The sequence below is a fragment of the Pseudomonas sp. 50_B genome (assembly GCF_017491625.1).
In the GTDB taxonomy this organism is placed as follows: Bacteria; Pseudomonadota; Gammaproteobacteria; order Pseudomonadales; family Pseudomonadaceae; genus Aquipseudomonas; species Aquipseudomonas danubii.
Genome location: NZ_JAFGYX010000019.1, coordinates 78,515 through 91,770 on the forward strand (window position 1 = coordinate 78,515; position 13,256 = coordinate 91,770).

The window sequence follows — 13,256 nt, forward strand, 5'->3', positions numbered from 1 at the left end:
CTCACGGGCACCTTCGCTGGCACGCCGGCTCCTGCACTTTTATTCGTCTTCCAGGCCTTTGCGCCGGTAAGGGAAGACATCGATGATCTTGCCGGCGCGGATGGCGTCCTGCAGGCCCTTCCAGTAGTCGGCGTTGTACAGCTCGCCGTGCAACTGGTCGAACAGCTTGCGCTGGCCGGCATCGGCGAACAGGAACGGCGGGAACTCCTCGGGGAACACGTCGTGGGGGCCGATGGAATACCAGGGCTCGGAAGCCATCTCGTCTTCCGGTGTACGGGGCGCCGGAATGTGACGGAAGTTGGCTTCGGTGAGGTAGCAGATCTCGTCGTAGTCGTAGAACACCACCCGGCCGTGACGGGTCACGCCGAAGTTTTTCAGCAGCATGTCACCAGGGAAGATATTGGCTGCCGCCAGTTGCTTGATCGCCAGGCCGTAGTCCTCCAGGGCCTCGCGGACCTGATCCGGGTTGGCGTGCTCCAGGTAGAGGTTGAGCGGGGTCATGCGGCGCTCGGTCCAGCAGTGGCGGATCAGCACGGTCTGGTCTTCCACGGCCACGGTGGACGGCGCCACTTCCAACAGTTCCTCAAGGCAGGCCGGGTCGAACTTGCTCAGGGGGAAGCGGAAATCGGCGAACTCCTGGGTATCAGCCATGCGCCCGACCCGGTCGACGCTTTTCACCAATCGGTACTTCTCGATCACCGTGGCCCGGTCGACGTTCTTCGACGGCGAGAAGCGGTCCTTGATGATCTTGAACACGGTATTGAAGCCCGGCAGGGTGAACACGCTCATGACCATGCCGCGCACACCGGGAGCCATGATGAAACGGTCGTCGGTGCTGGCCAGGTGGTTGATCAGGGCGCGGTAGAACTCCGACTTGCCGTGCTTGTAGAAGCCGATGGAGGTGTACAGCTCGGCGATGTGCTTGCCCGGCAGGATGCGCTTGAGAAAGCCGATGAACTCCGCCGGCACCGGCACATCCACCATGAAATACGAGCGGGTGAAGGAGAAGATGATCGAGACATCGGCTTCGTCGGTGATCAGCGCATCGATCTGGATGCCCCGGCCTTCACGATGCAGCAGCGGGATCACCAGGGGCCACTGTTCTTCGTGGGTGAAGATACGCCCCACCAGGTAAGCGCCCTTGTTGCGGTAGAGCACCGAGGAGAACAGCTCCAGGGTCAACTCAGGGTCCTTGCACACCCAGTCCGGCAGGTTCTCCCGCAGTTGCGCCTCCAGGCGCCGCAGGTCCCCCGGCAGGTCGGCATAGTCCTCGCTGAAGCGGTAGTCGGCGAACACCTGTTCGAGCATCGCCGGCAGGTTGCCCTTGGGGTGGTAGCTGCGGGTCTGCGCGGCCCGGGCCCGGCGCAGGCTGGGCCGGGTGGTGTGGATGAACATGCAGCCGTCACTGATCAGGTCATGGCTGAACAGCCCGCAGAAGATCGAGTTGTACCAGGTCTCGGACAGCTCATCGTCAAAACGCAGGTCGATCAGGCTGATGTAGGCGCTTTTCACCAGGGGCCACTGGCAGACATCCATCAACGCATCGTCGCTGAAGGACTGGTGCAACCGGGCCACGGTTTCCCCGACCTTTTCCTCATACAGGTTGATCCGTGCCGCCGAGGCCCTCTGCGCTTCCTGCCATTGCGCCTGCTCGAAGCGTTGCCGGGCGCCGTCGGTGATCTGGCGGAAATGCTCGCGGTAGTCGTCGAAGCCATCGAGGATCATTCGAGCGATATCGGCGGCGGGCCATGGCTGCGGCATAAGTAGACCTCTGCGGGAATTTACGATGCCAGAGCTTAGCCAGTGAAACGGCTTGAGGAGAAGCGTATTTTTGTGATCAAGCGTACGCCGGAAAATGACCCGGCAGTCGCCCTGCTCCCCAGGCTTGTGTGGCGGATCATGGGACACAACAAACCCAGTGCCGGGTTTCTTCGCCCTGTGCACCAATAAGGTTTGCCATGCCCGCCAGCGCTGGGCAAGATCCCCGCCCTCAAACCGAAGGATCCTTGCGTGAGACTTGTCGATCTCCTGCGTCTGTTGTCGCTGGCCGCCATCTGGGGCGCTAGCTTTTTGTTCATGCGCATCATCGCCCCGGTGCTGGGCAGCGTACCCACGGCGTTTTTCCGGGTGTCGATTGCCGCGCTCGGGCTGCTGGTCATGCTGGCGCTGATGCGGGTCGACTGGAGTTTTCGCGGCAAGCTCAAGACCGTGTTGCTGCTCGGTGTGATCAACTCAGGCATACCGGCAACGATGTATTCGGTGGCAGCCCAGGTGCTGCCTGCCGGCTACTCGGCGATCTTCAATGCCACCACGCCCTTGATGGGGGTGTTGATCGGCGGGCTGTTCTTTCATGAGCGGCTGAGCCTGAGCAAGATCGCCGGCGTCTGCCTGGGCCTGTTCGGCGTCGGCATCCTGACCCGCGCCGGCCCTGTGGCCTTCGACCATGAACTGCTGCTGGGCGCCCTGTCCTGCCTGATGGCCACCACCTGCTACGGCTTTGCCGGCTTCCTCGCGCGGCGCTGGCTGGATCAGGCCGGCGGCCTGGACAGTCGCCTCTCGGCGCTGGGCAGCATGCTCGGTGCCACCCTGCTGCTGTTGCCCCTGTTCGCCTACAACGCCATCAGCCAGCCGCCGGCCAGTTGGGGTGGCTGGAGCGTGTGGCTGTCGCTGCTGGGCTTGGGGCTGGGCTGCACGGCGTTTGCCTATGTGCTGTATTTCCGGCTGCTCAGCGCCATCGGTCCGGTGCGATCAATGACCGTGACCTTCATGATTCCGCCGTTCGGCGTGTTGTGGGGGGCCTTGCTGCTGGATGAGCCGCTGTCCATGGCGCATCTGTATGGCGGCGCGCTGATTGGCGCCGCCCTGTGGCTGGTGCTGCGGCCCGGGGCAAAATCGGCGGCCTGAAGCACTGCCTGGTTCTGATCAGCCTGCGACTCGGGAGGCCGCAGCTCCGAGTCGCAACGCTGGCGGTGGCCCTATGGAACGTTCAGGGTAATCAGGTAGGTGCCGGAGGTTACGGCCTTGCCGGCCTGATCAACAAAGGCATAGTGCTGGTTGTAGTAACGGCCCTGGGAACCACTGTCGGCCAGGAGCTTGACCTTGACGGCGGAATGATCCGAAGCGCTGACGCTGGCCACGGCTCCCACACGGGCTACGTCGATTGCGGTGCCGCGGGAGCCTTGAGGACATTGGCGTAGGCTAAGCCCTGTGCTGGCGGCGCTGGTGGTGCAATGGCTCTCAACGATACTGCCGGTAAAGCGGATGACCCCCTGTGCCACGGGAGCAGCGGCGAAACAACTGCTCGACAGTCCCAAAAGCAAACCGAAAGCGGTTGAAGCGAACGTTGCGTTCATACTGACTCTCCTTTGTTTAAGGACTATGTCGTCAGTCTAGGTACCGGCTTTAGCTTTTAAGGTTTGTCTGATGGACTAATTTGGAATACCAACAAAAAAGTCTAAGCATCTGGTTATCAAAAGAACCTTGAGGGTTCGCTTCAGTCGCTCATTACGTGCACATACAAGGTTTGAAATCAGACCTTTATTGACCGGCAAAGAACTACACGACGATAGTGGCATCTAGCCACTATTCGTGCTTATAGTCGATCATTAATTGAATCAATGATGCGCAAAAGCGACCGAGCATTGCGCTCGGCCGCAGGTCTGGACAACCACCGCGAAGATCGTCGCCCGTAACTATCAGGCGCTCTTACGGAACACGAAGACCAGGCCGACAATGATCAGGCCCATGCCCATCAGGCTCAGCCAGGCCAGACGATTGCCGAAAAAGATAAAGTCCATCAATGCGGTCACCGCCGGCACCAGATAGAACAGGCTGGTGACATTCACCAGGTTGCCCTGAGCGATCAAGCGGTACAGCAGCAGTGTGGCCAGTACCGACACCACCAACCCCATCCACAGCAGCGCAATCACGAAGCTGGCGCTGTACTCGAAGTGAAACGGCTGGAACGGCACGAACAGCGCACACAGCAACAGGCCCGCCAGGTACTGCACCGGCAGGGTGCCCAAGGGGTTGTCGGTGATGCGCTTCTGCATGATCGAACCGGCCGTCATGCTGACCAGGGCCAACAGGCCACAGAGCATGCCGGAGACGGATATCCCTGCCAGACCGATGCCCTGGTAGACCACCATGATCAGCCCGGTGAGCCCCAGGCTGAGGCCGAACAGGCGGCTCCAGGAACGCTGGCGCTCCATCAGCACCACGGTGAGGATCGGTTGCACCCCCATGATGGTGGCCATCACGCCGGGGGTGACCTTCAGGTCCAGGGCCAGGATGTAGAAGATCTGGTAGGCCCCCAGCAGCACCAGGCCGGTGGCCATGGCAAAGCCCACGGCCCGGCGCCCCTGGGGCAACTTGAGCTTGAGCAGGGGCAGCAGCAGCACCAGGCCCATCAGCGCGATGATGAAACGCAGCAGCAGGAAGGCAAAGGGCGAAGCCTGGGTCAGGCCCCATTTGGAGAAGATCGCGCCACTGCTCCAGAGCAGGACGAACAGGCTCGTGGAAGCCGCCGCAAGTGCGGACTTTTTGGAAATGAGCAACATGAAAACCACCTGTAATCAGGCAAGAAGCCAATTCAGCCAAGGCTGAAGTTCAGTAGTGTTTGGTTCAGGCGGGCACAGGGAACAGCAGCGATTGCTGATCAGCCCGAAAAGCCAACGCCCGGCGGTGATACGACTGCGTACACCGGCGTGCTACTGACAGGTGGGGGGTACTGACCGATCTGCACAGGCTGCTGATTCCCGCACGGCACGACGCCAGCGTTGACCGCTGAAACCACTACCGCGTTGAGAGGGGAAAAGGCCATGAGCTGATCTTTCTTGAAGGGAAAAAACCATGAGTCGGTTGACTCATCGGGCGCCGAATGTAACCGGCGCCCGATATTCATTGCAAGACTTATCCGAACAACCACTTCCACAAGACCACCAGCACCACCACCGCCAGAACCGGGCGCAGGATGCGGTAGAGCTTGGGATTGCGGCGCTTCCACTGCTTGACCACACCGCTGAAGCTGTCGCTGAAACGCTTGCTCCAGGCATAGGCCTGGTTGATCCCGCCAACGCGCTCGTCATCAAGGTTCTGCGGCGCGGTCGCACGCCCCAACTGGGCGCTGACCCAGCGGTTGATGCGCGTCATCAGCGGGCTGCTCAGCGGACGCTCGATGTCGCAGAACAGGATCACCCGGGTGGTTTCGGTTTCGTTCTTCACCCAGTGCACATAGGTCTCGTCGAACATCACGTCTTCACCGTCGCGCCAGGCGTACTCCTGGCCATCGACGAAGATCCGGCAAGCGTCGGAGTTGGGAGTCGACAAACCCAGGTGATAACGCAGCGAGCCGGCAAAGGGATCGCGGTGCGGGTTCAGGTGGCTGCCACCGGGCAGCAGGGCGAACATCGCCCCCTTGACGTTGGGAATGGCGCTCACCAGCTCGACGGTCTTGGGGCACAGCGCGGCCGCCGACGGCAGGGGCTTGTCGTACCACTTGAGGTAGAAACGCTTCCAGCCCTTCTTGAAGAAGGAACCGAAGCCGGCATCGTTGTTCTTCTCCGCCGCGCGGATATATCCCTCGTCGAACAGATGCATGGCCTCTTCGCGGATCACTTCCCAGTTGTCCCGCAGCACGTCCAGCTCGGGGAACTTGCTACGGTCCAGGTAAGGTTTGGAGGGCACTCCGGAAAACAGATACATCAGCGCGTTGTAGGGGGCAAACAACGCTGAATGGTTGACGAACTGGCGCAGTACCGGCAGACGCGCTTTGCCGCGCAGATGCACGTAAAGGATGCTGCCGACGAACAGCGACAACACCGCGAACTTGGCGGCAAAGGAAAAGCTCATGCAACGACTCCTTGGAAATAGGCACCTGTGCAGGCTGTGTGAAAACGTTGCGAGTGAAGGCAAGACAAGGCAAAAACAGGCGAGGAAGCGGAGTTTAGGGGCCTAAATGAGCATTCCGAGCCTGTTTTTAACGCAGTATTGCCAAACGCAGTAGTTTTCACACAGCCTGTGTGGGGGAGTGTTCACCCAACCTGGCAGCCGGCAATGATAAACACTCCTGGACCCTGGAAAAACCCGCACGACTCAACATTCAGTGTTAACGGACGTGCAACAAAGGCGCTTAAGTAGCATAAGCGGCCAGGCTCTTGCCTGATGTAGGTCAGCATTCACCGGCGAGCCGGCGCCTGTCGGCGAATGCCCGGGGTGCGTTACTGCTGGTTTTCCTGCTCGGTGAACAGATCGCTGAATAGCATGCTCGACAGATAGCGCTCGCCGGAGTCCGGCAGGATCACCACGATGGTCTTGCCCTGCATTTCCGGGGTCTGGGCCAGGCGCACCGCCACCGCCATTGCCGCGCCGCAGGAAATCCCGCAGAGAATCCCCTCTTCCTGCATCAACCGCAGGGCCATGGCCTTGGATTCCTCGTCGGTCACCAGCTCGACCCGGTCGACCATTTCCAGATCCAGGTTCTTGGGCACGAAACCGGCGCCGATGCCCTGGATCTTGTGGGGGCTGGGCTTGATCTCTTCACCGGCCAGTTTCTGACTGATGACCGGCGACGTGGCAGGTTCCACCGCCACCGAGAGGATCGGCTTGCCCTGGGTCTTCTTGATATAGCGCGACACACCGCTGATGGTGCCACCCGTGCCGACCCCAGCCACCAGCACGTCCACGGCGCCATCGGTGTCGTTCCAGATTTCCGGACCGGTGGTTTTCTCGTGGATCGCCGGGTTGGCCGGGTTATCGAACTGCTGCGGCATGAAGTACTTGGACGGATCGCTGGCGAGAATTTCCGCCGCCTTTTCAATCGCGCCCTTCATGCCCTTGGCCGGCTCGGTCAGCACCAGCTCCGCCCCCAGGGCCTTGAGCACCTTGCGCCGCTCGATGCTCATGGACGCGGGCATGGTCAGCATCAGCTTGTAACCACGGGCAGCGGCGACGAACGCCAGGCCAATCCCGGTGTTGCCCGAAGTGGGCTCGACGATGGTCATGCCCGGCTTGAGCTTGCCGCGACTTTCCGCGTCCCAGATCATGTTGGCGCCGATCCGGCATTTCACCGAATAGCCCGGGTTACGCCCTTCGATCTTGGCCAGGATGGTCACGCCGCGAGGGGCGATACGGTTGATCTGCACCAAGGGCGTATTGCCGATGGAATGGGCATTGTCAGCAAAAATTCGGCTCATGGCTGGGTCCTTATGCAGCAGTGAAGAAGTCCTCAAGGGTATGCCTGGTGCCTTTGAGCGTCCAGTCGCGCCGAACGACTGCGACCCCAGGCAGTCAATGCCTCTATACGGCTGGAGACTGCTGATCATGAAACGTCGTTACCGTTGGCCCCTATGGACCCTGGCCGGCCTGCTGGTCCTGCTGCTGGCCCTGCACTTCACCCTGCCCTATCTGGTGCGCGACTACTTGAATGACAAACTGGCAGACATGGGCGACTACCGTGGCCAGATCAGCGATATCGACCTGGCCCTGTGGCGCGGCGCCTACCGCATCAACGGGCTGGAGATCGTCAAGGTCAGCGGCAAGGTGCCGGTGCCCTTCGTCAAGGCGCCGCAGATCGACCTGGCGGTGAGCTGGCATTCACTGTGGTACGACCACGCCGTGGTGGCCAAGGTGCAGTTCGTCCAGCCGGAGCTGAACTTCGTCGATGGCGGCGCCGACAAGCAAGCGTCGCAGACCGGTGAAGGCACCGACTGGCGGGCGCAACTGGGCAAGCTGTTGCCCATCACCCTCGACGAGCTGCGGATCAGCGACGGCAAGATCCACTTTCGCAACTTCAGCTCCACGCCCCCGGTGAACATCGGCGCCACCCAGGTCAATGCCAGCGTCTACAACCTGACCAACGTGGTGGATACCCAGGGCAAACGCGATGCACGCTTCGACGGCAAGGCCTTGCTGCAAGGCCAGGCCCCCATGGAAAGCACCGCCACCTTCGACCCCCTGAGCAATTTCGAGGACTTCGAATTCCGTCTGCGGGCCCGGGATATCGAACTCAAGCGTTTCAACGACTTCGCCTCGGCCTACGGCAAGTTCGACTTCAATGCCGGACACGGCGACGTGGTGATCGAAGCCCAGGCCGAGAAGGGCCAACTGCATGGCTATATCAAGCCGCTGCTGCGGGACGTGGAAGTCTTCAACTGGCAGCAGGACGTGGAGAACCGCAACAAAGGAATATTCCGCTCGGTATGGGAAGCCTTGGTGGGGGCCGGGGAAAACCTGCTGAAGAACCAGCACAAGAACCAGTTCGCCACCCGGGTCGAACTCAGCGGCAGTGTGCACCAGCAAGATATCAGCGCATTCCAGGCGTTTTTGCAGATTTTGCGCAATGGATTCATCCAGGCTTTCAATGCCCGTTACGAACAACCCAAGCCCTCGACTGACTGAGTAACCCCGTGACGCTCCATTCAGAGACTGAATGGGGCGTCCACGTTCACAGTCGACCGGGCACCGCGTTATAGTCGCGCCATCACTCTCCATTCAATCGATCTGCCCCGGGCAGCTCGCCGTCACCGTTCGAGGAATTGCAGATGAAGTTCGAAGGCACCAGCGCATACGTCGCCACCGATGACCTGAAGCTGGCAGTCAACGCCGCCATCACCCTGGAGCGTCCGCTGCTGGTCAAGGGCGAACCCGGCACCGGCAAGACCATGCTCGCCGAGCAACTGGCCGAATCCTTTGGCGCCAAGCTGATCACCTGGCACATCAAGTCCACCACCAAGGCCCACCAGGGTCTGTATGAGTACGACGCGGTCAGCCGCCTGCGCGACTCCCAGCTGGGTGTGGACAAGGTCCACGACATCCGCAACTACCTGAAGAAGGGCAAGCTCTGGGAAGCCTTCGAATCCGAGGAGCGGGTGATCCTCTTGATCGACGAGATCGACAAGGCCGACATCGAGTTCCCCAACGACCTGCTGCAAGAGCTCGACAAGATGGAGTTCTACGTCTACGAAATCGACGAGACCATCAAGGCCAAGCAGCGGCCGATCATCATCATTACCTCCAACAACGAGAAAGAGCTGCCGGACGCCTTCCTGCGTCGCTGCTTCTTCCACTACATCGCCTTCCCCGACCGCACCACCCTGCAAAAGATCGTCGACGTGCACTACCCGGACATCAAGAAAGACCTGGTCAGCGAAGCCCTGGACGTATTCTTCGATGTGCGCAAGGTGCCGGGCCTGAAGAAGAAGCCCTCGACCTCGGAGCTGGTGGACTGGCTCAAGCTGTTGATGGCCGACAACATCGGCGAAGCGGTGCTGCGCGAACGCGATCCGACCAAGGCCATCCCGCCCCTGGCCGGCGCCCTGGTGAAGAACGAGCAGGACGTGCAGTTGCTGGAACGCCTGGCCTTCATGAGCCGTCGCGGTAGTCGTTAGGCTCTGCCCAGAAGCTGCCTGCGCGTCGATCATGCTGCGTTAGAAATCGGTTCGGAATGCTCATTTAGCTCGCTAAACTCCGCCTCCTCACCTGTTTCTGCCTTGCCTGATCGCCGCTTGGCGAGCTTCTGAACAGACCCCTAGATCATTAGAGAGCGATAGTCATGCTGCTCAACCTGTTCAATGAAATGCGCGCGGCCAAGGTACCGGTGTCGGTACGCGAGCTGCTGGACCTGATCAACGCGCTCAAGCAGCGCGTGACCTTCGCCGACATGGACGAGTTCTACTACCTCGCCCGGGCAATCCTGGTGAAGGACGAACGGCATTTCGACAAGTTCGACCGAGCCTTCGGCGCCTACTTCAACGGCCTGGAAAAGCTCGATGACCACCTGCAGGCGCTGATCCCCGAGGATTGGCTGCGCAAGGAATTCGAGCGCTCGCTGAGCGATGAGGAACGGGCGCAGATCCAGTCCCTGGGCGGCCTGGACAAACTCATCGAAGAGTTCAAGAAGCGCCTGGAAGAACAGAAGGAACGCCACGCCGGCGGCAACAAGTGGATCGGCACCGGCGGCACCAGCCCCTTCGGCTCCGGCGGTTTCAACCCGGAAGGCATCCGCGTCGGCGACGCCGGCAAGCGCCAGGGCAAGGCGGTGAAAGTCTGGGACCAGCGCGAATACAAGAACCTCGACGACTCGGTGGAACTGGGCACCCGCAACATCAAGGTGGCCCTGCGCCGGCTGCGCAAGTTCGCGCGCCAGGGTGCGGCGGAGGAGCTGGACATCGACGGCACCATCGACCACACCGCCCGTGATGCCGGACTGCTGAACATCCAGATGCGCCCGGAGCGACGCAACAGCATCAAGCTGCTGTTGCTGTTCGATATCGGCGGCTCCATGGATGCCCACGTGAAGATCTGCGAGGAACTGTTCTCGGCCTGCAAGACCGAGTTCAAGCACCTGGAGTACTACTACTTCCACAACTTCATCTATGAATCGGTGTGGAAGAACAACCTGCGCCGCGGCTCGGAACGCACCTCGACCCAGGACCTGCTGCACAAGTACGGCGCCGACTACAAAGTGATCTTCGTCGGTGACGCCGCCATGGCGCCCTATGAAATCACCCAGGCCGGCGGCAGCGTCGAACACTGGAACGAGGAAGCCGGCTATGTGTGGATGCAGCGCTTCATGGAGAAGTACAAGAAGCTCATCTGGATCAATCCCTACCCGAAAGACACCTGGGGCTACACCGCTTCGACCAACATCGTTCGCGAGTTGATCGAAGACCAGATGTACCCGCTGACCTTGCGTGGCCTGGAAGAAGGCATGCGTTTCCTGTCCAAGTAAGCGCGGCCTTGCGGGCCTTTTCGCAGCCTCGCCATGGCTCGACAGCGGCTACAGAGCCCCCTGTAGCCGCTGCCGCAGGCTGCGAACGGTCGCGAAGCGGCCGCCTTCAGCCATTACCCAAACCTGCGCAAGAATGCCACCTGCTGCCGATGCGCCGTTTCCTGCACCACCGGCGTCAATCGCACCTCGCTGCCCGGCAAACACTGCGCCAACCGCGCCAGCGACAAAGGGGTCAACGCCCCCAATCGCGGATAGCCGCCAATGGTCTGCCGATCATTGAGCAGGATGATCGGCTGGCCGTCCGGCGGCACCTGGATCGCCCCCAGGGGAATGCCCTCGGAAATCATCGGCCGGCCCTGATACTGCAAGGTCGGCCCCAGCAAGCGCGCGCCCATGCGATCGGCACGGCTGTCCAGGGTCCAGGTGCTGTTGAAGGCGTCGAACAGGCTCAAACCGCTGAACTGGCCGATCTGCGCGCCCAGAATCACCTCCAGGGGTGCTGCGCATTGCCAATCCGGCAACTGCGCGGCCGACAGGCTCCTGAGCGCACCGCCAGTCCCCGAGTAACTCAAGGCCCCGCCCTCGCTCAGGGCCCGGCCATAACCATCCGGACCGCCCAAGGCTTCGCGCAACACACTGGCGCAACTGCCCAGCACCTTGGGCGCGTCAAATCCGCCAGGGGCTGCCAGGTAGGCCCGGGCGCCGAAGAAAGGTTGAGTAAAACGCAGGCGCTGGCCCTTTTGCAGGATGAAACTGCGTCCCGGGCTCAAAGGCCGCTCATCGACATATGCCCCCAGATCGGCACCGGCCAGGGCCAGCAGGCAATAGTCCTCGGCCAACAGGGTGAAACCGCCCAGAGTGATTTCCAGCACCGGCGCATCCAGGGCATTGCCCAGTAGCCAGTTGGCCCAGGACATCGACACCCAATCCAGCGCCCCACCCTGGGTCACGCCCAAATGGCGCACACCAAAACGCCCGGCATCCTGCAGCAGGCACAGCGGGGTGCTGGCCTCGATCATCAAGCGGCTCATGCCGGCACCTCCAGCGGCGTGTCATCGCCCCCCAGGCGCAGGAACTCGGCCCGCTCCACGGCAGCAAAGCGCACGCGGTCCCCCGGCTGCATCAGGCTGTAGCCTTCGCGCTCGCGATCGAACAGGCGGCTCGGGGTACGGCCGATCAGGTTCCAGCCCCCCGGCGATACCACCGGGTAAGCGGCGGTCTGCCGTTCGGCGATCCCCACACTGCCTGCCGCCACCCGCTTGCGCGGGGTGTTCAGCCGCGGCGCCGCCAGCGCCTCTTCCACCAACCCCATGAAGGCAAATCCGGGCGCGAAACCCAGGGCGAACACTTGATATTCACGCTGGCTGTGACGCTCGATCACCTCGGCCACCGACAGCCCGCTGCGCCGGGACAACAGCGCCAGTTCCGGCCCGACACTGAGGTCGTACCACACCGGCAGCACATGCTCGCGCCCGGCCTGAGTGGTACTGGGCGCCAGATCGGTCAAGGCGACCGCGATCCGCTGCCGAGCCTCGGACGGACTCAGGGCCAGCAGGTCGTAATGCACCATCAACGTGGTATAGGACGGCACCAGGTCGATCAGAGACTCGCCAAAAGCCCGCCGCAGCCCTTGGGCGGCGGCCAGCATCCAGGGCATGTTGTCCTCGGCGATCACTTCGAACAGGCGCACCATCAGGCAGTCGATGGCGACGACTTCAACCTGTGGCTTCATAGGCCGGACTGCTGGTTCAGGGCCGCGCGAATGCGCTGCACGGCCGCCACCGAACTGGCGTTGTCGCCATGCACGCACAGAGTGTTGGCGTGCAACTGCAAGGCGCTGCCGTCGCTGGCGGTCAAAGGCTCGCCACGGGCAATGGTCAGGGCCTGTTCGATGATGGTCGCCGAATCGTGGTGCACTGCCCCTGGCAGCTGTCGCGAAACAAGGTGCCCGGCATTGTCGTAGGCACGGTCGGCAAAGGCCTCGAACCACAGGGTCACGCCATATTCGTCGCCCAGCGCCTGTGCGGCGCTGTTATCGCGGGTGGCCATGAGCATCAGCGGCAACTGTGGATCGTACGCTGCCACCGCCGCGATCACCGCGCGCAATTGCGCAGGCTTGGCCATCATGTCGTTGTACATCGCGCCGTGGGGTTTGACGTACTCGACCCGCCCGCCCTGGGCTCGGCAGATGCCATCCAGTGCACCGATCTGATAATGCAGCAGATCCTGGATCTCCTCGGGCGAATAGCTCATGGAGCGGCGGCCGAAACCGGCCAGATCCTGATAGGCCGGGTGCGCACCGATGCGCACGCCGTTGGCCAGGGCCAGGGCCACGGTCTTGCGCATGATGCCCGGGTCGCCGGCATGGAAGCCGCAGGCAATGTTGGCGCAGTCGATAAAGGGCATCACCTCGGCATCCAGGCCCAGGGTCCAGTTGCCAAAGCTCTCGCCGATGTCGCAATTCAATAACAGGCGGCTCATGGTCAGTGCTCCTGTGGTTCTTGTTGTGGGTCAGCTGCAGGGCTGT

Annotated in this window: 12 protein-coding genes; 4 read left to right on the plus strand and 8 right to left on the minus strand. The window is 61.7% G+C overall.

Going from position 1 to position 13,256, the window contains the following annotated elements; all coding sequences use genetic code 11:
* Positions 1-39: 39 nt before the first annotated feature.
* Positions 40-1,761 (minus strand): bifunctional isocitrate dehydrogenase kinase/phosphatase, encoded by a 1,722-nt coding sequence (gene aceK, locus J5M73_RS23470; RefSeq protein WP_102861659.1) that lies wholly within the window; start codon positions 1,759-1,761, stop codon positions 40-42.
* Positions 1,762-2,010: 249 nt separating this feature from the next.
* Here aceK and J5M73_RS23475 point away from each other — a divergent pair, with 249 nt between their 5' ends.
* Positions 2,011-2,904 (plus strand): DMT family transporter, encoded by an 894-nt coding sequence (locus J5M73_RS23475; RefSeq protein ID WP_102861658.1) that lies wholly within the window; start codon positions 2,011-2,013, stop codon positions 2,902-2,904.
* A 71-nt stretch (positions 2,905-2,975) separates the two neighbouring features.
* On the opposite strand, the gene J5M73_RS23480 is transcribed toward J5M73_RS23475, so the two are convergent.
* The 4 genes from J5M73_RS23480 to cysK form a co-directional block, all read right to left on the minus strand.
* On the minus strand, positions 2,976-3,353 hold the full coding sequence (locus tag J5M73_RS23480) for a hypothetical protein (RefSeq protein ID WP_102861657.1): 378 nt from the start codon (positions 3,351-3,353) through the stop codon (positions 2,976-2,978).
* Between the two features lie 342 nt (positions 3,354-3,695).
* Entirely contained in the window at positions 3,696-4,559 is an 864-nt protein-coding gene (locus J5M73_RS23485; RefSeq protein ID WP_102861656.1) for a DMT family transporter, read from the minus strand.
* Between the two features lie 352 nt (positions 4,560-4,911).
* Positions 4,912-5,850, minus strand: a complete 939-nt coding sequence (locus J5M73_RS23490) for an aspartyl/asparaginyl beta-hydroxylase domain-containing protein (protein ID WP_102861655.1) — start codon at positions 5,848-5,850, stop codon at positions 4,912-4,914.
* 368 nt (positions 5,851-6,218) lie between these two features.
* The gene (cysK, locus tag J5M73_RS23495) at positions 6,219-7,193 is read right to left on the minus strand and encodes a cysteine synthase A (RefSeq protein ID WP_102861654.1); all 975 of its coding nucleotides are present in this window, start codon (positions 7,191-7,193) and stop codon (positions 6,219-6,221) included.
* 127 nt (positions 7,194-7,320) lie between these two features.
* Here cysK and J5M73_RS23500 point away from each other — a divergent pair, with 127 nt between their 5' ends.
* The 3 genes from J5M73_RS23500 to J5M73_RS23510 all read left to right on the plus strand — a co-directional run bounded on the left by J5M73_RS23500 (position 7,321) and on the right by J5M73_RS23510 (position 10,729).
* Positions 7,321-8,397, plus strand: a complete 1,077-nt coding sequence (locus J5M73_RS23500; RefSeq protein WP_102861653.1) for a DUF748 domain-containing protein — start codon at positions 7,321-7,323, stop codon at positions 8,395-8,397.
* Positions 8,398-8,540: 143 nt separating this feature from the next.
* A complete protein-coding gene (locus J5M73_RS23505; protein WP_011059855.1) occupies positions 8,541-9,386 on the plus strand; it encodes a MoxR family ATPase in 846 nt (281 codons plus the stop codon).
* A gap of 164 nt (positions 9,387-9,550) precedes the next feature.
* The gene (locus J5M73_RS23510; protein ID WP_102861652.1) at positions 9,551-10,729 is read left to right on the plus strand and encodes a VWA domain-containing protein; all 1,179 of its coding nucleotides are present in this window, start codon (positions 9,551-9,553) and stop codon (positions 10,727-10,729) included.
* 113 nt (positions 10,730-10,842) lie between these two features.
* Here J5M73_RS23510 and J5M73_RS23515 read toward each other — a convergent pair whose 3' ends face one another.
* The 3 genes from J5M73_RS23515 to J5M73_RS23525 are packed head-to-tail and all read right to left on the minus strand — an operon-like array spanning position 10,843 to position 13,210.
* The gene (locus J5M73_RS23515; protein ID WP_115581811.1) at positions 10,843-11,760 is read right to left on the minus strand and encodes a biotin-dependent carboxyltransferase family protein; all 918 of its coding nucleotides are present in this window, start codon (positions 11,758-11,760) and stop codon (positions 10,843-10,845) included.
* On the minus strand, positions 11,757-12,461 hold the full coding sequence (pxpB, locus tag J5M73_RS23520; RefSeq protein ID WP_102861650.1) for a 5-oxoprolinase subunit PxpB: 705 nt from the start codon (positions 12,459-12,461) through the stop codon (positions 11,757-11,759). The genes J5M73_RS23515 and pxpB overlap by 4 nt, the downstream gene beginning before the upstream one ends.
* Positions 12,458-13,210: a 5-oxoprolinase subunit PxpA gene (locus J5M73_RS23525; RefSeq protein ID WP_102861649.1), complete on the minus strand. Its 753-nt coding sequence runs from the start codon at positions 13,208-13,210 to the stop codon at positions 12,458-12,460. Before J5M73_RS23525 ends, pxpB begins: the two co-directional genes overlap by 4 nt.
* Positions 13,211-13,256: the final 46 nt, after the last annotated feature.